The organism is Methanobrevibacter sp. (assembly GCA_022775905.1).
GTDB lineage: Archaea > Methanobacteriota > Methanobacteria > Methanobacteriales > Methanobacteriaceae > Methanocatella.
This window is the reverse complement of sequence record JALFJX010000027.1, coordinates 81,542-102,653: the sequence shown is the minus strand read 5'-3', so window position 1 is coordinate 102,653 and position 21,112 is coordinate 81,542. Positions and strand designations below refer to the sequence as shown.

Sequence of the window (21,112 nt, the reverse complement as noted above, 5' to 3'; positions counted from 1 at the left end):
GCTATTTCATCCATCCAAAAAGAAAAATGTACTTCCATTTATGGGGTACCTACAATGTTCATTGGTATGATGAATCACCCAATGTTTGAAATGTTTGATATGTCATCATTACGTACTGGTATTATGGCAGGTTCCACTTGTCCTGTTGAAACCATGAAAGATGCAATCGAAAAAATGAACATGAAAGAAATTACCAGTGTATATGGACTTACTGAAGCAGCACCTGGTTTTACACAAACTAATGCTGCAGATTCATTTGAGAAAAAAATCAATACTGTTGGACGTAAATTCCCAAACATTGAAGTAAAAATTGTAGATCCTGAAACTGGTGAAGAAGTGGGTGTTGGAGAAACCGGTGAGATTATGTGCAGAGGTTTCAATGTTATGAAAGGATATTATAACATGCCTGAAAAAACTGCTGAAACAATTGAACCAGATGGATGGTTACACTCCGGAGATCTCGCAACAATTGATGAAGATGGATATTATTCCATTGTAGGCCGTATCAAAGATATGATTATCAGAGGTGGGGAAAATATCTATCCACGTGAAATTGAAGAGTTTTTATTCACTCATGAATGTGTACAGGACGTTCAAGTTGCTGGTATTCCTGATGAAAAATACGGTGAAATTGTTGGAGCATTTATTATTAAAGAACCTGGCTTTGAGGATATTACTGAAGCAGATATTCGTGACTTCTGTATTGGATCTATTGCAAGATACAAAGTACCTAAATACGTATTCTTTGTTGATGAATTCCCACTCACAACCAGTGGTAAAATCCAAAAATACAAATTAGGTGACTTAGGTCTTGAATTATTAGACCAAAGACGTGAAAGAGGAGAATTATAACTCCTCAAAAATTACTTTTTTTATTTTATTTCAAAATTTATTTTTTAACACTATTTTTCAAAATTATTGCAAAAAATCGAAATCTTTATATATTAATTGAAATTAATATATTTATACATTTTAAAAATTGATATAAGTTAACCACACCATTATATCGAAATTGTAATTTGACTCTATACGAATTTATTATCTTAAAAGAGGTTGATAATAATGTTCCAAGTTGCAAAAATTCACTATTCCTGGAGTATAGTGTTCTTTTAACTATTATTTGTTATTTGATTTAGTTAGGTAACTTTTCATTGATTAAATTGACCAGTAGCTGTTTAGAAATTGTTTATTCATTTCTTCATTCACTTAGTTCATATATCATTTCTTTCACCTTTGCTTCCTATATGTTCTAAACAGCTACTTTATTTTCATAACTTTCATAACCATTCACCATTTTAGAGGTAGAAAATGCAAATTACAAGAAAAATCAAAATAGACATTAAAAAAACTGTTGAAAACTCTGTTGGTAAAAATGATGATTTTCATTTCTTTGTTGATGAATTAACATAAGAAAATTATATGCCTACTTATGTTGGCATGGCTGATGAAAAATATTCATTTGAAGAGATGAATGATGAATTTTTTAAATTTTTATATGATAAAGCTTCACAAGATGGAATTTACATAAGATTAATTTATGCATCATGTATGTGTTCATCAAATTTAAATGCTATTTTTGAATTGGAATTCAATGGATTTCGTGAAACTTTTGAAACTGATGATTTTGGTAATATTTTGGAATTCGAATTTGCTGACTTTGGAGTTAAAGTCAAAGGAGATGAAATAACATTGGGAACAACTGTTGAAGGGGGTTGTCATCATACTCCATACTTTGCAGAATTTGGATCGACTAAGGGTAACAAAGAGTTTCTGTCTCTTGATAATCCTTTAAATCAATATATTATTTCAATCATGGAGAAAATGATTTTTGAAGAGTGATAACTTTTTGTTTATGATTTTTGAGGTTTGAATGAGATTTAATTCACATAGGTTTAATGAAGAAATTGTTGATTTCTTAAGTGTTGAAACACTTGAGGCAATTGATTATGGTATCTTAAATTTGTCAAATATTGAAGATTTGGATTTAAAGGAAGTATTTTACTTTTTTGAAGAACTGCTTACTTTGGAATTAAAGGTAAACTATTTTGAAAACAATACTGGGATTTTTAGAGTTCAATATTCTGATGGTATATTTTACTATAGGGAATTTGGACATGTAATTAAAGCTAATTCATTAAATGATTTGAAAGAACTGGTTTTAAGAGATAATCGAATTTGGTATGTGTTTGATGAATATTTGGCTGAAAAATTGCTTGATTATAATGGTTACTAAACCATTACTTTTTTTAGGGGGGGAATTTTATGAATTTGGAAGATTATGCAAGAATTAACAGAATTTTAGGATATTATTCACGTGTGCCTGGAATTAAGATATTTAATTTAAATAATGAAAGAATTGTTTTTGAATCATTTAAAAAGGATATTGAATTGTTTAATTCCACAGGTGGATTTAATGAAGTGGAAAGGGTATTGGTTTACAGAGATTTTGTTGCAATACAACTCAAGGATAATAGTACTCCTGTGGTATATTATTTTGCAAATGATTTTTGCAATCTAAAAAATACAATTGGTGATTTTAAAAGCATTTGTGATGAATCTCATGTTCGATTTGAAGAAATGGATATTAATTTGATTTAGTAATTTCATGTGTTTAATAAGATTAAAATTGTTTATTTGATTAATTTTTCCACTTATTTTTTCATTTTAATTAAAAATTTAACATTATTCTAATAAATTAATGTTGTAAAATTTATTTTACTTTTTTTTGTTCAATATTTAATTATTAAATTAATTTAATTTATTAGTTATATGAAATAATTATTATAACTTATTTAGAAATGTATATATATAATCATAAAATAGATTTATTTATTGTAAAAGGTTTTGGTTATCTAATTCTCTCTATATCAATAAATTAGTAAAGTACACCACACCATTTAACTAATGTCTTTTATGTATGAAATCTAGAAGTTTTCTAGTGGTATAATAAATTTGATTTATTATATGTGTATGTGAAAAATTGTATATCTAGGAGGAATATGTATTAAGAGAAATATAATTAATAGTTTATTAATTATTTTTACTTTATTCTTATGTATGTCCTTAGTTGGTGCTGCTTGTGCAGCAGAAGATGTTAGTTTAAACAATGATGCTACAAATGGTATTGATGATGTTTTAGGTACTACTTCAGATTCATCTGATGTGGCTTCAGTAAATGAAGGTAGTTTATTGGATAATTCTCAAACTGGTGATATCTTAAGTACAACCCATGATCTTTCAGGATCAACATTTGATGATATTCAAAGATATTTGAATAATAATGTTGCTGAAGTAAAGTTTATTCTGGGGATCTTGATAAAATGATTGATGTTTATGATTATAAAGATCCTAAAACTGGAAAAATTTTAAAAATACAGGTTTTATTCACTAAAAGAATTATTAATGGTAAACAATTCTATTTAGGGGGAATCAAGGATTTAACTGATGAGTACAATACTCGTGCTGATAACGCAATTTTTGATAAGATTGTATCTAAAATGAATATGCAATTCGAAACAGGTAATTATGTAGTTAGTCCTGAAAGGGGAACCATGTTCACTAAAGAAGCGGAAAAAGTAGCTAATCTCCATTACTGTAAGGATTATGTTTCTGAATTGGGATTCCATAAAGATTTCAATGGTGTCAGTGAAGAAGAGATTATGAAAGAATTCAATTCAAGAGTTCTTGATGATGGAACATATGAAAAGTTATATAATAAAGTTCTTTCAGATGAATTGGATAAAATGGATTATACTTTTGATTATCAATATGATGATAACGATATCCGTAGATTGCATTTCATTCTTCAAAAAGATATTATTGATGGTGAAGTTTACTTTGTTGCTGGAAATCAGGATATTACAACAGATGTAAAAAGGGAAGAGAAATTAATAAAACAGAATGAATCCTTAAAATTATTATCTTCTGTTGTAGAAGATATTCTGGAGTCTACATCTCTTGCTATTCATTATATGGATGCTGATGGTAAGTATTATTGGTCTCCTGAAACTTATAAACTCATTGATCGTGGACCAAGGAAAGGGGATGAGGATACAAACATATTCATTCCATTAATGGACTATGATGATCACATTAAAATAGAAAATATGTTGAATAACATAGAAGATGATGAGTTTATAATTGATGATTTTGTATTAACTACTGAATCAGGAAAGACTAAGTTCATAAGGGCTACTGCAAGGAATATTTATGATGATGGCAATTTCCTTCGTCTTAACATGTCTGCTCAGGATATTACAAAAGAAAAAGAATATACCAATAATTTAATCAAAACAGATCATGAAAAAACTGTTTTACTTCAGGAGGTTCATCATCGTGTGAGAAATAATCTTCAAATAATTATGAGTTTCATTAATTTGGAGAAAAGATTCCATAAGGTGAATATGAAAAAATTATTGATATTACAGAAAGACGTATTGGATCACTTGCTTTAATTCATGAGAGAATTTATAAAGATGAAAACATGAACAATATGAATGTTCCAATATTCTTAGAAGATTTGGATAAACAGTTGTATAATAGATCATTAGTTGATGGAATTAATTTTATTCGTGAAATTGATGATTAATTTCACTTTATTAATGTTATAACTCCATTATCTTTGATTATCAATGAATTGACAGTAAATACATTTAATTATGCATTTGATGATAATTCGATCAATAAAACTATTTATAAATCATTAAAATTAATTGAAAAAGATGGTGAGATGTTCTGTTGCTTTGAATACAATGATAATGGTATTGGTGTGGATGATAATACTGCTTTAAAATCTAAAGGATTAGGTTGGCAAATAATCACTTCACTTATTAGTCAAATGGATGCTGAATATGAAATAATAAATGAGAATGGTTTGGGAGTTGTTTTAACATTTCCCATTAAATAATTGAAATAAAGATGGTTAGTTATGAATGAAAAGATTTTAGTTGTTGAGGATGAAGCAATTACTGCTTTGGATTTAAAATTTATTCTAATGGGATTAGGATATGATGTTGTTGATGTTGTGGATAATGGTCAAGATGCTATTGACTCAGCAAAGGAGTTATCTCCAGATTTAGTTATTATGGATATTAAATTAAAAGGGGAAATTAATGGTATTGTTGCAGCAGAGGAGATTTCAAAGTTTAACATTCCGATTATTTTTGCTTCTGCTAACACCGATGAAGGTACTAAAGAAAAGGTTTTAGAAAATTCTTCTTTCGTTGGTTTTATACCTAAACCATTTGGAGAAGAAGTTATTGAAGAATATATTGGTAATGCATTTGATAAAATTAATAATTCATAATATTCTTCATTCATTTTTTCCATTCAAGAATATTTCCAAAATAATCTATCATTTGTATAATGTATATGTGTAGTAATAACTATTACACTTTTTTTATTTTAATTAAAAATCTACTTTTTTTAATTAATCGTTATATATTACGTATCATATAATTATTAAATGATGAAATATAGAATTTATGGTTTAATTTTAATTCATATTTTTATGTGTTTCCACAGTTAATGCCTCAGATAATGTTACTGATGATGTTGTAAATAGTGTTGATGATAATTCATTAGAACATGTTGAGGTTTTATCAACTGATACTGATGATGTTTTTGACAAGTGATTCTGTTCATGTAAAAACTTTCAGTGAATTTGAGAATGCTGTTGAAAATGTTGGTGGAACAATAGATGTGGATAAATGATATTACATTGGATAATGTAATTTATATTAAAAATGAGGGAACTATCATCAATGGTAATGGTCATACTGTTGATGCAGGGAATAAGAATAGGATATTCTGTTTCCAAGCAAAAAATATTGTTCTTAAAAATATGAAATTAATCAATGCAGATCCTGAGATTGTTAGAACCTGGTCTGGTGGAGCTGTTCACTGGGAATCCGGTGTAGATAATTGTCAAATAATAAACTGTACATTTGAAAACGATCAGGTAAGTTTAGGTTATGGTGGAGCAATCTGGTGTGCTGCTAATAATGGTTCTGTAATAAATTGTACTTTTACTAATTGTATTGCAGATAGACTTAATGGATATTACGGTGGAACTGGAGGTGCAGTATATGTTGATTCAGCTGCAGATAGTTTTTATATAGTTAATTCTACTTTCAATTCAAATTATGCAATTGAATATGCTGGAGCTATTGATTGGAAAAGGTAATAATGGTAAATTAATTAACTCCACTTTCACTAATAATAATGTGAAACTTAATGTTAGAGAAACAGATGATGGGTATTTCTGTTGGTGCTGTTTCTTTTAGAGGTTCAAATGGATTAATTTCCAGATGTAATTTTACAGGTAATAAGGCAAAGTGGTAAAACAATTCCAAAAAGCAAAAGGATTAAAAATAACTGGTGAAGTTGACGAAAAAACAGCTAAAAAACTAAAAATAATATAGGATATGTTAATTACATATCTTTTTCTTCTTTTTTTATAAAATAAACAGAACTATAAAAATTTATATTTCTTTAAAATATAGTTATAATCATGAAGTTTTCAGGATTTATGAACGTATATCAATTGGATGATATGAGCTGGGAATATCAGTTTGGGGATAAATCAATTAAAGCTCAAACATTGAAAGAATTGGAAGTACTTGTTAGTCTTTATGGTCTGAAATGGAGAGTTTTGGATAATAATCTAGCAGAAAAATCTCTTGAAATAGACAAGAATAATGTTACTGGTTTTTTAAATGTCTATAAAAAAGATGATTTCTGGCATTATCGTGGATCTGATTTAAAATCCCACAGTCTTGAAGTGTTAAAGAAAAAAGTTTTAAGTGAAAATCTTGAGTGGAGAGAAACAGATAATGAACTTGCCTATAAAAACTGGAAACTGGATTTGAGAAAATTTAAAAAATAATAAATTTTAATTATTTTAATTGACAATTACTAATTATGAGCGTTTTTGTTCCAGGCCATGTTACTGGTTTTTTTAATATTGAAAATCATGAATCCAAATTGAAAAATGGTTCATGTGGAGTAGGATTTTTACTCACAAAAGGTGTTAAAACCACAATAATAGATTCAGATAGATTTGAATATGAAGTTAATCTTGGTGATGACACTATAATTCGTGAAGTTTTAGGTATTCTGAATTTAAATGATACTAATTTTAAAATTATTCAAGATATTCAACTTCCAATAGGTGCGGGATTTGGAACATCTGCTGCTTCAGCATTAAGTTTAACACTTGCTTTAAACGATTTTTTAAATTTAGGATATTCCAATGAATTGTGCGGTCAAATTGCACATATGGCTGAAGTCAATTTAGGTGCTGGTTTAGGTGATGTGATAGCACAAACAGGTAATGGTTTGGTTTTAAGAACAAAACCAGGTGCACCGGGAATTGGTGAAATCAAATCATTTAATCATGATGTCTATATTGCATACAAAACTTTTGGTCCAATTGAGACATCTGAAATAATAACTGATCCAAATCATAAAAAAATTATTTCAGAAGTTGCCTTGAAATATCTTGAATTATTTGAAGAGGAGCCTACTTTGGATAATTTCTTGGAGTTTTCAAATAAATTTTCACGGGAAACCAACCTGATGTCTGATGAAGTGAAAAAACAAATTGAGTATTTTGAATCAATGGATGATATTTTGGGTAGTTCAATGGCTATGCTTGGAAATACTGTATTTGCATTATCATATAATGAAGATGTTTTCAAAACATTAAATATTGAAGAATTACATGTAGATAAACTAAACAACAATGGTATAATTTATGATTAAACTTAGCTATGATGTTAAAAATTATAGAAATCAAATCTTGGATTTAACCCAAAATGGCGATACAATCATAGAACTTGGATGCCATGTCGGAAATACAACAAGAATTCTATTGGATAACTTCAAAGATTCACAGATTATTGCTTTGGATAATTCTCCTGAGGCAATATCTAAAATGAATGAACTGGCTAATGATAATCTGGAATTCATTAATGCTGATGTGCGTCTTCATGAAACATTGCTTGAAGTTTTTAAGAAAATTCAAAAATGTGATATATTGTCTATTGATTTAGGTGGAGGATATCATCCGGATACTGTTTTTAAGGTATTTTATATTTGGTCATCAACATTCAAACCAAAACATACTTTTATTAGGAATAGAGGTATTTTGGAGTTCTTTAACTCATCAGTTAGTAGCGGTGAGGATTATATGTCATGTGAAGGTTATCTTGATTCCTATCATGATTCAGGAATTCCACCACAAATCAAGGAATTTGAATTATGGACTCCTTCTATTAAAAAATAATGGGATTATAAACTTTACACTTTAATCTAGTTAAATATCATGTTTAAATAATTCATAGTGTAAATATTTATTTTTATTCATTTTTTACAAATAAAATTTAATATTTTATTCAAAAAGAGTCATTTAATTGTATATTATTGTACAATTAATATTTATATACTTTAATAAAGATATATACTATTCATAACTATAAAGAGGTTATAATAATGATAGGTAAAAAGATTCGTTTAGAAAGAATCATCAATAGAAATACTGGTAGAACTGTTATCGCACCTATGGATCACGGTGTATCTAGCGGTCCAATTCCAGGTATTATTGATATAGATAAAACAGTAGAAGAAATCTCTCAAGGTGGAGCAGATGCAATCTTAATGCACAAAGGTATTGTACAACAAGGACACCGTGGTTACGGTAAAGATATTGGTTTAATCGTACACTTGTCTGCAAGTACTTCACTTGCACCAGACCCAAACGATAAAGTAACCGTAACAAGCGTAGAAAAAGCAATCCAACTTGGTGCTGACGCTGTATCTATCCATGTAAACCTTGGAAGTGAAACAGAAAGTCAAATGTTACAAGAATTAGGTGAAGTTGCTGAAACTTGTGCATACTGGGGAATGCCTCTTCTTGCAATGATGTACCCAAGAGGACAAAAAGTAGACAATGAACATGATGTAGAATTCGTAAAACATGCTGCACGTGTAGGTTCTGAACTTGGAGTAGATATTGTAAAAACTAATTATACTGGAGATCCAGATTCCTTCAAAGAAGTTGTTGAAGGTGCAATTGTACCTGTAGTTATTGCAGGCGGTCCAAAAGTAGAAACCGATGAAGAGTTATTACAAATGGTAAAAGATTCTCTTGATGTTGGTGGAGCAGGTGTTGCATTCGGACGTAATTTGTTCCAATCTGAAAACCCTGGTAAAATCACAAGAGCTATTTCCGAAGTTGTTCACAACGATTTAGAAGTTGACGAAGCTTTAAAATTCTTAAAATAGGTGTATTAAAATGCAAAACAAATTCGCTTGGATAAGCACTCCTGATGAATTATGGGAAGATAAAAAAGAAATGATTACTACTGCAATGGAATCTGGAATTGACCATGTTTTGGACTTTGATGACATTGAAGAAATCAGAAAACTCGGTAATGTAAAAATCATTGCAAACACTGATGATGCAGACATTTATCTCGTAGGTATTAACGGTGAAGGAGATGGCTTTGTTGAATTAAATGATGATTTCACTGATTCAACTGATATTGCTAATGCAAAAAAAGCAAAAAGCGAAGGGAAAACTGTATGTGCCTATATAAAAATCACTGATAAAGCTCATGAACAATTAGCTGTAAAATTAGGTTCTATTGTTGATTACATTATCTTGATTGGTACTGACTGGACAATTATTCCACTTGAAAACATTATTGCTGATTTACAAAAATTTGATGTAGAAATTATCGCAGCAGTCCGTGATGTAGATGGTGCTCGTGTTGCACTTGAAACATTGGAACATGGAACTGATGGAGTAATATTTGAAGCAAATGACTTCAATAACATTAAAAAAATTGCACAAAACGTTGTTGAAGCATCACAAGTCAAATATGAACTAAAATTAGCTACTGTAACTAAAGTAAAACCATTAGGTTCAGGCGATAGAGTATGTGTGGACACAACTGACATGATGAAACCTGGCGAAGGTATGTTAATTGGTTCTTACTCTAAATCAATGTTTTTAGTCCATTCAGAATCACTGGAAAGTGAATATGTAGCTTCAAGACCATTTAGAGTAAATGCAGGTCCAGTTCAAGCATATGTGATGGTTCCTGGAAATAAAACTAGGTATTTGGCTGAACTTGTAGCTGGTGATGAAGTATTGATTGTCAATACTGAAGGTGAAACCAGAACTGCATATGTCGGAAGAAGCAAAATCGAAAGAAGACCTTTGTTATTGCTTGAAGCAGAATATGAAGGTAAAACTATCAGAACACTCTTGCAAAATGCAGAAACTATTAGAATAGTTGATGAAAACAATGATCCATTATCAGTAGCTGATGTTAAACCTGGTGATAAAGTTAAAGTCTATATTGAGACCAACGCACGTCACTTTGGGATAGCTATTGATGAAACAATTATTGAACAATGAGGTTATAATATGTCACAGATACGAGCATTCTTGGCTATAGATTTGGATGATGATTTAAAACCAAAAATTAATAAGGTAATTAAACAATTTAAACAAATTGATACTAATATAAAGTATGTCGAATTATTGAATCTCCATTTGACCTTGAAATTCTTTGGAGAAATCGATACTGAAGGTTTGAAATTATTAGAAAGCAAAATAGCAAATGTTGTATCTGAATTTAAACCTTTTAATGTAAAAATTAAAGGTTGCGGTGCATTTCCAAATAATAATCACATAAAAGTGATTTGGGTGGGAATTGATGAGGATTCAATTATCAAGGAATTGCATGACAAACTTGACAGCGAGTTTGTTAAATTAGGTTTTGATAAAGATAAACGATTCTCAACACACTTGACTATTGGACGTATGAAATCCGCTAAAAACAAAAATCAAGTTAAATCAGCTATTGAAGAATTTAGTAATATTGAAATTGGTGAGATGACAGTTGCAAACATTACTTTAAAGAAATCTACCTTAACTCCTTCTGGACCAATTTATGAAGATTTAAAAGTATTTGAATTGTGATTTCATGGATTATAGTTTAATATTAAAAGATATAAAACCAACTCCTGTTGAAACAAAAGAAATTGATAACGTTTCATCAAGGATAATTACTTTTTTACAATTATTATGTGATGAAAGCGACATTGGTGCTAAAGTTAATTTGGTAGGTTCTGTTGCTAAGCACACAGTTCTTAAGGGCAAATCTGATATTGATATTTTTATAGCATTTCCACTGGATACTGATAAGAAATTTTTAAAGGAAATTGGCCTTGATTTGGCTCACAAATGCTGCGAAGAATTTAAAAGTATTCCTGAGCATCATTTTGCATCACATCCTTATGTAACCACTCATATTGAAGGATGTGAAGTTGATATCGTTCCATGTTATGCAATTGAAGATGGAAGTCAACTCAAGTCTGCAGTTGATAGGACAATTCTCCATACTCGTTTTGTTAAGGCTAACTTAAAAGAAGGTCAGGAAGACGAAGTTTTACTCCTCAAACGTTTCATGGCAATGACTGGGACATATGGGTCTGAATTTAAGGTTGGTGGTTTTGCAGGTTATCTTTGCGAATTGCTAATTATTCATTATGGAACTTTTGAAAACACTTTAAAAGAAGCTATCAAATGGCAATATGGTCATAGCATTGATTTAATGAATTATGGAACTTCCAAATTGTTCAATGATCCGTTGATTGTCATTGATCCAACAGATATGAACCGTAATGTTGGGGCTGCTCTTAGACTTAATAAGTTGTCTGAATTTATTCAATCTGCACGCAATTATATATTTTCAGATAATAAAAAAGACTATTTTTATCCATTAACCAGAAATTTAAATAAAGATGATTTAATTGAGGAATTCAATAGAAGAAACAGTGATATAATAGCTATTAAATTTAATATTCCGGATATCCCTCTTGATACTCTTCATCCTCAGCTTAAAAAGACAACTGAAGCTCTTGAACGCAAATTAAATGACGATGAATTCAATGTTTTTAAGGCAGACTATTGGAGTGATGAACTTTTAACATGTGTAATATTACTGGAAATGGCGTCATCAACTTTAAATGATGTTAAAGTTAATGTAGGTCCTAAAGTATTTTTCAATAAGGCATGTGAAAATTTTGTCAAAAAGTATGGCCGTGAAAACTGTTATATTCAGGATGATTTCTTGGTTCACATGCAAAAAAGAGATTTCAATAATGCTGTAGGCTTAATTGAGCATATTTTTACTCAGGAACATATTGGACTTATTAAAGTTGGTAAAAACCTTAAAAAGAACATTATTAACACTTATGAATTCATTGAACTCAAAGATATTGCAAGTGATGAATTTTTAGATGATTTTATCCATCCTGGACAGCACATTATAAGATGATTCTATGAACGATAACAAAACTGAAGATATTGATTTAATTGTAAACCATCCAAAAAAGGCAATTAATAAGTTAGCATTACCTATCATTATAAGTAACTTATTTTTAATGCTTAACAATATTATTGATGGTATTTGGGTTTCAGGTTTAGGTCCTGGACCTCTTGCTGCTGTTGGATTCATGACTCCATTGTTTTTAGCGATGGTTGGGCTTGCAAACGGTTTGGGTGCTGGTTCAAATAGTCTAATTGCAAGGTGTATTGGTGCTGAGGATTATCATGGTGCTGGAAACAGTGCAATTCATTCCATAATGCTAAGTATTATTGTAACTATCATTGCAACAATCGTTATTTTGATAATATTAAAACCATTGTTATTGATGATTGGTGCAGGAGATGTTATTGATGCATCAATGGCATATGGTAGTATTGTTATTTTAGGTATATTTTCAATATTTTTGCCTGCAATGATGTCTGCTATATTCAGATCACAGGGTGAAATCAAACGTGCATCATATCCATTAATGTTTACCGGTATCATAAATATGATTTTAGATCCTATTTTCATTTATGTACTCAATTGGGGTGTTGCAGGAGCAGCACTTGCTACTGTTATTGCCGGAACAATTCCAATGCTTTTGATGATATATTGGATGTTTGTAAAAAGGGATAGCTTTTTAGAAGTGAAAATGAGTGAATATAAGACCAATCTAACCATATATAAGGATATTTTGATTGTAGGTATTCCTGCCAGTTTGGAACAGTTCATTATATCTTTTGTTTCAATATTAATGAACTACTGGTTGACTTTATTGTCTGGTACAATCGCAGTTGCAGCATATACTGCTACATGGAGATTGATTGCTTTGGGAATATCTCCATCATTAGGTATTGGTATTGCAGCACTGACTGTAGGTGGTGCAGCTTATGGTGCTAAAAACTATGAAAATCTAAAAACTGCACTTACTTATGGTGCTAAATTAGGGTTGATTGCATCAACTATTATCTGTGCATGTTTGTTTATATTTGCAGAACCTTTATCATTTATATTCTCATATTCCGCAGACAGTTCAGTTTTAGGGCCAAGACTTGTTGAGGCATTACGTATATTAAGTTTCTTCTTGTTGCTTATGCCTTTGGGTGTACTTGCAGGAAACATATTCCAATCAATGGGTAAAGGCGGATTGTCATTATTATTAACAGTTTTAAGATCATTTATTCTGGAAATACTATTTGCAGCATTGTTTGCATTTGGTTTCCACATGTTAGATGTTGGAATTTACGCAGGTATTGTTTGTGGAATGGCTGTCGGTTCTGTTATTGGATACATATATGTTAATTACTATTTAAGAAAACACAGGGATTATTTTAATTAATCTCTACTTTTTTATAATTTTTATCATTCTATTTTTTTGTATATATATTTTTTACAAAAAATGTTATTTTACTTATTTTTTTAGACTTTATTTGAATTTATTTGAACAAAAATAAAGTTTCAATATAAATAAATTAGAAACTTTTATAATATATTTTTTTCATATTATTAATCATGTCTGAGATTATAAAGTTGACTGCAGATGTTGATGTCGATGAATACTTTGAGAAGTATGTTGATTTTGAAAAATTTTCAAAACTCTGCATTGATGAACAGGAGAAAGTAGGATATAACTGGAATTATCCTCCATATGACTTTGATGTAGATGAATTCTGGAAATCATATAACAAACTTAAGATTATTGCTTTTAAAATTGAATTTTCCCAAGAAGAACTTGATCATACTTTTGAAGAGCAAGAATTGGAGTTTATTTTAAAAAGATTTGAACGTGTAAAAGGCAGATTAATGAATGACATTTATGTGCTTGAAAATGAAGATGCTCTAGGTTTGTATATGGGTAAATGTAATCTTTGTATGAGATGTACAAGGGAATTTGGAATGCCTTGTAAAATGCCTGTAAAAATGAGATATGCAATTGAAGGATTAGGTGCTGATGTAGATAAAACTATTGAAGACTTATTTGGGTATAAAATACTTTATGCTCATGATGGTAAGCTACCTGAATATTTAATATTTGTTGGTGGATTACTTTATGATAAAAAATAGGTGATAATATGATTGTTAGTATAATTGGAGGAACTGGACCTCAGGGACTTGGAATTGCTAAAAGATTAGCAATTGAAGGCGTTGAAGTTATCGTTGGTTCCAGAAAAGAAGAAAAAGCATTAGATATAGTTGCAAATACTAAAGAAGAATTGGCTGATTATGACTTAAACATGACTGGTATGGCAAATGAAGATGCTGCAAAAGCAGGCAATGTATTAATTATCACCGTCCCATTAGTTGCTCAAAAACCTACTATTGAAGGAATCAAAGAATTCTGTAAAGATAAAATTGTCATGGATGCAACTGTACCTCTTGAAACAGCTATTGGTGGAAAACCATCCAGATTTATTGATTTGATGGAAGGATCTGCTGCTGAAAGAACTGCCTCCATTTTAGAAGGAACTGGTGCAAAAGTAATCTGTGCATTCTGTAACATCTCAAACTCTCACCTTGCAAACATCCCTGAAGACATTGAATGTGACTGCTTAATTGCAGGTGACGATAATGAGTCTAAAGTAATTGCAGCTGAAATCATCGATAAAATACCTGGAATCAAAACAGTTGATTGTGGTATTTTAGAAAAAGCAAGAATTATCGAAAAAATAACTCCATTGTTAATAGGATTAAATATCAAATACAAATCCCACTATGGTGGTTTAAGAATTACCGGAATTCCTGCACTCGATAAAGAATAACTGGTTAATATGAATTCATTTGAGGAATTATTGGGTAAAAATATTTCTGATATTCCTTTAAATGATTCATTTTCTTTTTTTATAGCTCCTTTGGAGTATTATACTAAACATTGTGGCAAAAGATATCCTGCATCTAAATTTAAACTTGCCGATATTGACTATTTTAATTTGATTTCTTTTTCTGAATTATTTAAATATGAATCAATTTTAATCATCTGGTATAAAGATGGGATTATAACAGATTTGGAATTCTATTATCTAAGCAATGACTTTGATGTATTGTTTAATGATTATTACTATATTAAAAAAGCCATTGATTCAGATGAATTGCATAAATTGACTGAAGGGGATACTCAATATTTGGGCGCTTCGCGATTAAATGAAAAAGTTTCTCAACCAAATTCTGATAGATTGGTTAATAGAAGGGAATTCGTCTTGAAAAAGAAATATTTGCAAAAAATTATTGATGAAATGGATTTTAAGTGTAGAATTTAGGTGTGATTATGGATAAAATTACTAAAATAATTAATGATGTAACTGATGAAAATCAAAAAGATGTTGATTGGACTGAAGTTTGGAGCAGTAAATATCCAATATTAACTAAATATCAAAAGGAAGTGGATATTGAATCATATGCAAAAAGAATCAGACAAATGCTTGATGAATTGCAGGATAATTATGATTATTCACAAGAAGACGCAATGTTGGTTTTAAAAGATATTTTGGCGCATGAATATTTGGACAATATAAAAAAATAGAAGTATTAGAATTTATTAAATTCTTTTTGAGCATTTTCATAGAAATATCCAAGTTCACGTCCATTAACAAAAATATGGCTTACAGTAATTGATATGCTCATTTCATATTTTTCGTTAACTTTTCCCCAAGTTATCAAAGGTTGTATTGCCTGACCATTTACAGCACAGTTTGTAATCATATCAAAGTCAACCCAAGGAATGCATGAGAAGTTTGCTATATTTTCAAAATCTCTTCTTTCCATTTCAATAGTGAACCCTTCTTCTTTTCCACTTAATATCTTTCCTGATAGGTTTTTTACATAATCATGCCATTCTAGTATATCAGTAAATTCCTGTGGTGTTTTGACTCTCATTTCTCTATAGATCTTATTTCCTTCATCCATTATTGGACTTACTCCATCAAGAGAATCATGTTCAATAACCTTTCCATCAATTATTCTTCTTTTAAGTTCTGGTACAGAGTTTACAGAATTCATCAGACAGCCGAGACTCATAACAAAAAAGGATTTATCATTTTCATGACACCAATTCCACAATTTTTCAACGTTTATTCTGGCATTCATTGCATATCTTGCGGATAAAAAATTAATAAATGGATTTTCATCTAAATTAAATTCAATTTCTTTCATTGTATAACCTTAATCTTTTTATATTATTCAATTATATATATTATACTGTATAAATCATATGTGGTTTTGATAAAATGAAAGTTGTTATTGTAGGCGGAGGAGCTGGAGGTATGTCCACAGCTTCAAATATTCGTAAACTTGATAAGGATATTGAAATTACAGTAATTACAAGAGATAATAAAGTAGCATATTCTCCATGTGCTATTCCTTACGTATTGTCTGGTGCAATCGAATCTTTTGATGATATTGTAATGAGAACTCCTGATGATTATAAAAATAAAAATATTGATGTTATTGTTGAAGCAGAAGTTACTGCTGTTGATTCTAAAGTTAAAACTGTTACTTACCAAAAAGATGGTGAAGAAACCGTCTTAGATTATGATAAATTGGTTCTTGCAACTGGTGGTAATCCATTTATCCCACCAATGCAAGGTGTTGATTTGGATGGTGTATTCAGAATCCGTAACATTGACGATGGTATGAGAGTACAGGAAGCAATTAAAGATGCAAAAAGTGCAATTGTTACTGGTGCTGGTTTGATTGGTATTGAAATTGCATTTGCACTTAAACAACAAGGTTTAAATGTTATCTTAAGTGAAATGTTACCTCAAATTGTCCCTAGATCTCTTGATAAGGACATGTCTGATATTTTAGTTGAATACCTTGAAATTGAAGGAATTCAAGTTGTATTAGGTAAACCAATTACCAAATTACTTGGTGATGGTAAAGTTGAAAAAGCATGCTTTGGAGATGAAGACTTATACGATGCAGACATGGTTATCATGGCAACTGGTGTTAGAGCTGAATTAGAATTAGCTAAAATGGCAGGTTGTGAAATCGGAAGATGGGCTATTCTTGTAAATGATAGAATGGAAACTTCAGTAGAAGATGTATATGCTGTTGGTGACTGTGTTGAATCTAAAGACTTGATTTTAGGATCAAACACAATTTCCCAATTAGGTACTACTGCTGTACGTGAAGCAAAAACTTTAGCTCGCACAATTTGTGATAAAAAATCTAAATTTAATCCTGTTTTAAACTCAATGGTTTCCAAAGTTGGTAAATTGGAATTCGGTGCAGTTGGATACACAACCAGTTTCGCACAACAAAACAGAATTAGACCTGTTGTACAGAAAGTACAAGCACTCACAAGAGCTCGTTACTATCCAAATGCTAAACCAATGGATATTAAAGTTATTTGTGATGGAAATGGAACTATTATTGGTTGTCAAATCATAGCAGAAGAAAGAGTAGCTGAAAGAATTGATACTATGACTTTAGCTATTACTGAAGGTTTAACCTGCTTTGATTTAAGTAATATGGAATTTGCTTATGCACCACCAGTTTCAATGGTTACTGATCCATTAATCCTTGCTGTAGAAGAAGTAAGTAAAAAATTTCACTAAATTATAATTGGAGATGATATAAAATGGCTGGACACGGACACGGTCATCACGGTCACGGAGGCCAAATGACCCCAGAACAACAAAGACAAATGATAGAACAAGATTTAAGACTTGCTAAAAACTTAGGCCAAATCAAACATAAAATTGTTGTTATGAGTGGAAAAGGTGGGGTAGGAAAATCTACTGTTGCAGCAAACATTGCTGAAACCTTACAAAAATTAGGATTCAAAACCGGTATATTGGATGCTGATATTCACGGTCCAAACATACCTAAAATGTTAGGTGTGGATTTATACGGTGAACAATTCCAAGATTACCAATTCAATGTATTTAAGGAAATCACAGAATCCGGAATGGAAAAAGAAAACTTTGCAAATGATGAAGAAAAATTAGCATTCATCGAAGCTAAAAAAGAAGAATACAAACATTCCATGTTTCCTGTACAAACTCCAAGTGGTCTTAAAGTAATGTCTATGGCATTTTTATTGGATGGTATTGACAGACCAATCATATGGAGAGGACCTCAAAAAACCGGTGCTATTAAACAATTAATCTCTGATGCACATTGGGGATCACTTGATTATTTAATCATTGATAACCCACCTGGAACTGGAGATGAACCATTAACAGTTTTACAAACTATTCCTGATGCAGATGCAGTTATTATGGTAACCACTCCTAACGTTGTATCTCAAGAAGATGTTTTAAAATGTGTAAAAATGGTTGAAATGATGAATATCAAAAACATTGGTCTTATTGAAAACATGGCATACTACATGTGCCCACACTGTGACGAAAAATTACACATTTTCGGTAAAGGCAATGGAGAAGCATTTGCAGAAGAAATGGAAATTACTTACTTAGGTGACTTACCTATTGAAGAAAAAGTTTCTGATGCACCAAATAAAGAAGGAGCAATTTCTGTAATTGATCCTGATGACGAAGTTTCAAAAAGATTTGTTGAAATCGTCAAAGATATTCAAAAAGAGTTTACAAAAGAGTAGAGTTAATAATATAACTTACTCTTGCTATATTTACGATATACCCTAAGAAATTAGGGTCTTCTTTTAATTTTTTAAAATAATCTAATTTTTCTATTATATATTCATTATTTTCAGACATATCATTTAATGAAAAATAATCCATTGCGATGAGATACTCTTTCTCATCAGTGAAAATAGGAACTAAATATTCACCATCATTAGCATAAGGAATTTTTAGTGGTTTTTCATCTTCAACAGATATTATAAATTCTTTATTTTGAATATATTCTTTGATTTCAGCTTCAGTTTTATCAATAGCTTTTTGATTTTGGTTTTCACCATGCATATAAATCATATTGATATGATTTTTTAACTCAGGATGTTTAATTTCTTCTAATTTCATTGTATCATATTTTTATTTTTTATCATTAAATAGTTTATTTTTTGGTATAAATTTCAATGCAGAGGAATTTATACAGTATCTTGGAGACCCTCCGGGACCATCATGAAATAAATGACCTAAATGGGAGTTTGATTTTGCACTTCTAACTTCAATGCGTGTTGTTCCATATGAAAAGTCTCTATTTTTTGTAATTACTTCATCAGATATTGGTTTTGAAAATGCTGGCCAACCGCATCCTGAGTCAAATTTATCTTCTGAAGAAAAGAGAACTTCTCCATTTACTACATCTACATATACACCTTCTTCAAAAAAGTTATCATATTTACCACTGTATGGTGGTTCTGTCATAGCAAGCTGTGTTATTTCATACTCTTTTTTAGTTAGGTGGTCAAATTCTTTATCCTCTATTAAATTTAAATCAACATGGCAGTATCCATGTGGATTTTTTTCAAGATATTTTTGATGATACTCTTCAGCAGGATAAAAACAAAGGATCTGTGATTTCTCAATTGCAATTCTTTTGTTTGTCTCTTTTTGTTTTGTTTTTAAAAAATTGATAACAATCTCTTTTTGAAAATGTTCCTGCCAATAGATTCCTGTACGATATTGGGTTCCTATATCTGCACCTTGACGATTTTTGGTGAAGGGATCAATTATGTTATAGAAATTTTCTAAAATTTCCTCTAGGGATATTATTTCTGGATTGTATGTTACTTTTACAGTTTCGGCATGCCCTGTTTTTCCAGAGCAAACCTTTTCATAAGTTGGTGCTAAGTCCATACCGTTGGCATATCCTACCTCTGTTTGATTCACTCCTTTTAATCTGGAAATAAATGCTTCAACACCCCAAAAGCATCCTCCTGCTAGATAAATAACTTTTTGTATTGTGAACATAATTATAATTTTTATTTTCAAACATAAAATATTTTTATCATGTAATTCATAACTATTATTAGAATTGGAGGAAATCCTATGTTTTATAGTACAATTATGAAAATTGATTCAATTGATAGATTAAGAGATATTAGGGATGCATTACTTGTTGAACAAGGTATTAACCCTACTCGTCAAGGTGAACAAGCAATTAAAGTCGTTGTTGAAAGAATTGACGAAATTCAATCTACTTTAGATAAATCTGCAACTAAAAACAGAAACAGATAAGTGATTCCTGTGATAAGACGTGTAACAAGTGGCAGACGATTACTTAGAAAAAGGATGTATAAGGCACCGCATAAGCGTAATAAGAATGCTACTTATCATCGTGAAAATAAAAGTCTCGCTAAACCCCATCAAAATAAGTTTAAAGACATGAATGGTCCTAACATAAAACGTAAAAGAAGACCTAAACGTGAAGCTATTGATGGATTTAAGATGTCTTATAGATATAAATATTACAATAATGATATTGTAGAAGAAGATTCAGATGAAAAATCTGAATAGTCTCAAACTGCATCCCATGAGTGGTGTGTTAACCAATTGGGGATTATTTTACTTTTATGTTGTAAAAGATAAATAATCTCTTTTTAATTCTTTTTTTTTAATTTAATATACTTTAAATAATTCTTATTAAATTACATATATGTTTTTTTTTCAAATAATAATTAAATATTGGAATTATTCGTATTGATTTAATCATTTACTGATTGTTTCTTCTTTATTTTTATGTTCTACATTGCTGAAAAAGTGTTTTTCCATTAGTAAAATGTTATTTTTTGTACAATGTAATATTTTTTTGTCAATAATGTTTATATACTACTATTAATATATAATTAGTCGGAAGGAATATTC

General features: G+C 30.1%; 28 protein-coding genes. 25 read left to right on the top strand and 3 right to left on the bottom strand.

The features are described 5' to 3' along the window. The 21 genes from MR875_08555 to MR875_08455 all read left to right on the top strand — a co-directional run. On the top strand, nt 1-852 hold an 852-nt coding region (locus tag MR875_08555), incomplete at its 5' end, for an AMP-binding protein (GenBank protein ID MCI6994886.1). A gap of 585 nt (nt 853-1,437) precedes the next feature. Continuing rightward, entirely contained in the window at nt 1,438-1,839 is a 402-nt protein-coding gene (locus MR875_08550) for a hypothetical protein (GenBank protein MCI6994885.1), read from the top strand. A gap of 31 nt (nt 1,840-1,870) precedes the next feature. Then, nucleotides 1,871-2,233 (top strand): hypothetical protein, encoded by a 363-nt coding sequence (locus tag MR875_08545; protein ID MCI6994884.1) that lies wholly within the window; start codon nt 1,871-1,873, stop codon nt 2,231-2,233. A 29-nt stretch (nt 2,234-2,262) separates the two neighbouring features. Next, nucleotides 2,263-2,598, top strand: a complete 336-nt coding sequence (locus MR875_08540; protein MCI6994883.1) for a hypothetical protein — start codon at nt 2,263-2,265, stop codon at nt 2,596-2,598. A gap of 459 nt (nt 2,599-3,057) precedes the next feature. Beyond that, nucleotides 3,058-3,324, top strand: coding sequence for a hypothetical protein (locus tag MR875_08535; GenBank protein MCI6994882.1), 267 nt, complete (start codon nt 3,058-3,060; stop codon nt 3,322-3,324). Continuing rightward, complete coding sequence (locus MR875_08530) at nt 3,321-4,454, top strand: hypothetical protein (protein ID MCI6994881.1); 1,134 nt, start codon at nt 3,321-3,323, stop codon at nt 4,452-4,454. The genes MR875_08535 and MR875_08530 overlap by 4 nt, the downstream gene beginning before the upstream one ends. 167 nt (nt 4,455-4,621) lie before the next feature. Beyond that, entirely contained in the window at nt 4,622-4,906 is a 285-nt protein-coding gene (locus MR875_08525; GenBank protein MCI6994880.1) for a hypothetical protein, read from the top strand. A 21-nt stretch (nt 4,907-4,927) separates the two neighbouring features. Further along, nucleotides 4,928-5,305 (top strand): response regulator, encoded by a 378-nt coding sequence (locus tag MR875_08520; GenBank protein ID MCI6994879.1) that lies wholly within the window; start codon nt 4,928-4,930, stop codon nt 5,303-5,305. Nucleotides 5,306-5,698: 393 nt separating this feature from the next. Beyond that, nucleotides 5,699-6,184 (top strand): hypothetical protein, encoded by a 486-nt coding sequence (locus tag MR875_08515; protein ID MCI6994878.1) that lies wholly within the window; start codon nt 5,699-5,701, stop codon nt 6,182-6,184. Nucleotides 6,185-6,511: 327 nt separating this feature from the next. Then, on the top strand, nt 6,512-6,886 hold the full coding sequence (locus tag MR875_08510) for a hypothetical protein (GenBank protein ID MCI6994877.1): 375 nt from the start codon (nt 6,512-6,514) through the stop codon (nt 6,884-6,886). A 35-nt stretch (nt 6,887-6,921) separates the two neighbouring features. Beyond that, nucleotides 6,922-7,764, top strand: a complete 843-nt coding sequence (locus MR875_08505) for a pantoate kinase (protein MCI6994876.1) — start codon at nt 6,922-6,924, stop codon at nt 7,762-7,764. After that, on the top strand, nt 7,757-8,287 hold the full coding sequence (locus MR875_08500; protein MCI6994875.1) for a class I SAM-dependent methyltransferase: 531 nt from the start codon (nt 7,757-7,759) through the stop codon (nt 8,285-8,287). The genes MR875_08505 and MR875_08500 overlap by 8 nt, the downstream gene beginning before the upstream one ends. Before the next feature lie 203 nt (nt 8,288-8,490). Then, nucleotides 8,491-9,285, top strand: coding sequence for a 2-amino-3,7-dideoxy-D-threo-hept-6-ulosonate synthase (locus MR875_08495; GenBank protein MCI6994874.1), 795 nt, complete (start codon nt 8,491-8,493; stop codon nt 9,283-9,285). Nucleotides 9,286-9,295: 10 nt separating this feature from the next. Further along, nucleotides 9,296-10,426 (top strand): 3-dehydroquinate synthase II, encoded by a 1,131-nt coding sequence (locus MR875_08490; GenBank protein MCI6994873.1) that lies wholly within the window; start codon nt 9,296-9,298, stop codon nt 10,424-10,426. Between the two features lie 9 nt (nt 10,427-10,435). Then, on the top strand, nt 10,436-10,993 hold the full coding sequence (thpR, locus tag MR875_08485; GenBank protein ID MCI6994872.1) for an RNA 2',3'-cyclic phosphodiesterase: 558 nt from the start codon (nt 10,436-10,438) through the stop codon (nt 10,991-10,993). Nucleotides 10,994-10,997: 4 nt separating this feature from the next. Further along, a complete protein-coding gene (cca, locus tag MR875_08480) occupies nt 10,998-12,353 on the top strand; it encodes a CCA tRNA nucleotidyltransferase (GenBank protein ID MCI6994871.1) in 1,356 nt (451 codons plus the stop codon). A 4-nt stretch (nt 12,354-12,357) separates the two neighbouring features. After that, nucleotides 12,358-13,725: an MATE family efflux transporter gene (locus MR875_08475; protein MCI6994870.1), complete on the top strand. Its 1,368-nt coding sequence runs from the start codon at nt 12,358-12,360 to the stop codon at nt 13,723-13,725. Between the two features lie 173 nt (nt 13,726-13,898). Continuing rightward, the gene (locus MR875_08470) at nt 13,899-14,450 is read left to right on the top strand and encodes a DUF2284 domain-containing protein (GenBank protein ID MCI6994869.1); all 552 of its coding nucleotides are present in this window, start codon (nt 13,899-13,901) and stop codon (nt 14,448-14,450) included. An 8-nt stretch (nt 14,451-14,458) separates the two neighbouring features. Beyond that, nucleotides 14,459-15,145, top strand: coding sequence for an NADPH-dependent F420 reductase (gene npdG, locus MR875_08465; protein MCI6994868.1), 687 nt, complete (start codon nt 14,459-14,461; stop codon nt 15,143-15,145). 9 nt (nt 15,146-15,154) lie between these two features. Next, nucleotides 15,155-15,640, top strand: coding sequence for a hypothetical protein (locus MR875_08460; protein MCI6994867.1), 486 nt, complete (start codon nt 15,155-15,157; stop codon nt 15,638-15,640). 8 nt (nt 15,641-15,648) lie between these two features. After that, on the top strand, nt 15,649-15,903 hold the full coding sequence (locus MR875_08455; protein MCI6994866.1) for a hypothetical protein: 255 nt from the start codon (nt 15,649-15,651) through the stop codon (nt 15,901-15,903). Nucleotides 15,904-15,908: 5 nt separating this feature from the next. Here the strand turns inward: MR875_08455 and MR875_08450 are convergent, their stop codons facing one another. Continuing rightward, the gene (locus MR875_08450) at nt 15,909-16,532 is read right to left on the bottom strand and encodes a CatA-like O-acetyltransferase (GenBank protein MCI6994865.1); all 624 of its coding nucleotides are present in this window, start codon (nt 16,530-16,532) and stop codon (nt 15,909-15,911) included. Nucleotides 16,533-16,606: 74 nt separating this feature from the next. On the opposite strand from MR875_08450, the gene MR875_08445 reads away from it, so the two are divergent. Both MR875_08445 and MR875_08440 read left to right on the top strand, forming a co-directional pair. Further along, on the top strand, nt 16,607-17,938 hold the full coding sequence (locus MR875_08445; GenBank protein MCI6994864.1) for an FAD-dependent oxidoreductase: 1,332 nt from the start codon (nt 16,607-16,609) through the stop codon (nt 17,936-17,938). A 23-nt stretch (nt 17,939-17,961) separates the two neighbouring features. Beyond that, nucleotides 17,962-18,942, top strand: coding sequence for an Mrp/NBP35 family ATP-binding protein (locus tag MR875_08440; GenBank protein ID MCI6994863.1), 981 nt, complete (start codon nt 17,962-17,964; stop codon nt 18,940-18,942). Here MR875_08440 and MR875_08435 read toward each other — a convergent pair. Further along, nucleotides 18,929-19,324, bottom strand: a complete 396-nt coding sequence (locus MR875_08435) for a hypothetical protein (GenBank protein ID MCI6994862.1) — start codon at nt 19,322-19,324, stop codon at nt 18,929-18,931. The two genes, MR875_08440 and MR875_08435, sit on opposite strands and share 14 nt — an antisense overlap. Nucleotides 19,325-19,336: 12 nt before the next feature. After that, complete coding sequence (gene msrA, locus MR875_08430; GenBank protein ID MCI6994861.1) at nt 19,337-20,218, bottom strand: peptide-methionine (S)-S-oxide reductase MsrA; 882 nt, start codon at nt 20,216-20,218, stop codon at nt 19,337-19,339. A gap of 78 nt (nt 20,219-20,296) precedes the next feature. On the opposite strand from msrA, the gene MR875_08425 reads away from it, so the two are divergent. Both MR875_08425 and MR875_08420 read left to right on the top strand, forming a co-directional pair. After that, entirely contained in the window at nt 20,297-20,485 is a 189-nt protein-coding gene (locus MR875_08425) for a hypothetical protein (protein MCI6994860.1), read from the top strand. Nucleotides 20,486-20,494: 9 nt separating this feature from the next. Continuing rightward, nucleotides 20,495-20,764, top strand: a complete 270-nt coding sequence (locus tag MR875_08420; protein MCI6994859.1) for a hypothetical protein — start codon at nt 20,495-20,497, stop codon at nt 20,762-20,764. Nucleotides 20,765-21,112 lie beyond the last annotated feature (348 nt).

Coding starts and splice junctions, on each gene's coding strand:
- MR875_08550 (MCI6994885.1), top strand. CDS start 1,438: ATGGCTGATGAAAAATATTCATTTGAAGAGATGAATGATGAATTTTTT.
- MR875_08545 (MCI6994884.1), top strand. CDS start 1,871: ATGAGATTTAATTCACATAGGTTTAATGAAGAAATTGTTGATTTCTTA.
- MR875_08540 (MCI6994883.1), top strand. CDS start 2,263: ATGAATTTGGAAGATTATGCAAGAATTAACAGAATTTTAGGATATTAT.
- MR875_08535 (MCI6994882.1), top strand. CDS start 3,058: ATGTCCTTAGTTGGTGCTGCTTGTGCAGCAGAAGATGTTAGTTTAAAC.
- MR875_08530 (MCI6994881.1), top strand. CDS start 3,321: ATGATTGATGTTTATGATTATAAAGATCCTAAAACTGGAAAAATTTTA.
- MR875_08520 (MCI6994879.1), top strand. CDS start 4,928: ATGAATGAAAAGATTTTAGTTGTTGAGGATGAAGCAATTACTGCTTTG.
- MR875_08515 (MCI6994878.1), top strand. CDS start 5,699: ATGTGGATAAATGATATTACATTGGATAATGTAATTTATATTAAAAAT.
- MR875_08510 (MCI6994877.1), top strand. CDS start 6,512: ATGAAGTTTTCAGGATTTATGAACGTATATCAATTGGATGATATGAGC.
- MR875_08505 (MCI6994876.1), top strand. CDS start 6,922: ATGAGCGTTTTTGTTCCAGGCCATGTTACTGGTTTTTTTAATATTGAA.
- MR875_08500 (MCI6994875.1), top strand. CDS start 7,757: ATGATTAAACTTAGCTATGATGTTAAAAATTATAGAAATCAAATCTTG.
- MR875_08490 (MCI6994873.1), top strand. CDS start 9,296: ATGCAAAACAAATTCGCTTGGATAAGCACTCCTGATGAATTATGGGAA.
- thpR (MCI6994872.1), top strand. CDS start 10,436: ATGTCACAGATACGAGCATTCTTGGCTATAGATTTGGATGATGATTTA.
- cca (MCI6994871.1), top strand. CDS start 10,998: ATGGATTATAGTTTAATATTAAAAGATATAAAACCAACTCCTGTTGAA.
- MR875_08475 (MCI6994870.1), top strand. CDS start 12,358: ATGAACGATAACAAAACTGAAGATATTGATTTAATTGTAAACCATCCA.
- MR875_08470 (MCI6994869.1), top strand. CDS start 13,899: ATGTCTGAGATTATAAAGTTGACTGCAGATGTTGATGTCGATGAATAC.
- npdG (MCI6994868.1), top strand. CDS start 14,459: ATGATTGTTAGTATAATTGGAGGAACTGGACCTCAGGGACTTGGAATT.
- MR875_08460 (MCI6994867.1), top strand. CDS start 15,155: ATGAATTCATTTGAGGAATTATTGGGTAAAAATATTTCTGATATTCCT.
- MR875_08455 (MCI6994866.1), top strand. CDS start 15,649: ATGGATAAAATTACTAAAATAATTAATGATGTAACTGATGAAAATCAA.
- MR875_08450 (MCI6994865.1), bottom strand. CDS start 16,532: ATGAAAGAAATTGAATTTAATTTAGATGAAAATCCATTTATTAATTTT.
- MR875_08445 (MCI6994864.1), top strand. CDS start 16,607: ATGAAAGTTGTTATTGTAGGCGGAGGAGCTGGAGGTATGTCCACAGCT.
- MR875_08440 (MCI6994863.1), top strand. CDS start 17,962: ATGGCTGGACACGGACACGGTCATCACGGTCACGGAGGCCAAATGACC.
- MR875_08435 (MCI6994862.1), bottom strand. CDS start 19,324: ATGAAATTAGAAGAAATTAAACATCCTGAGTTAAAAAATCATATCAAT.
- msrA (MCI6994861.1), bottom strand. CDS start 20,218: ATGTTCACAATACAAAAAGTTATTTATCTAGCAGGAGGATGCTTTTGG.
- MR875_08425 (MCI6994860.1), top strand. CDS start 20,297: ATGTTTTATAGTACAATTATGAAAATTGATTCAATTGATAGATTAAGA.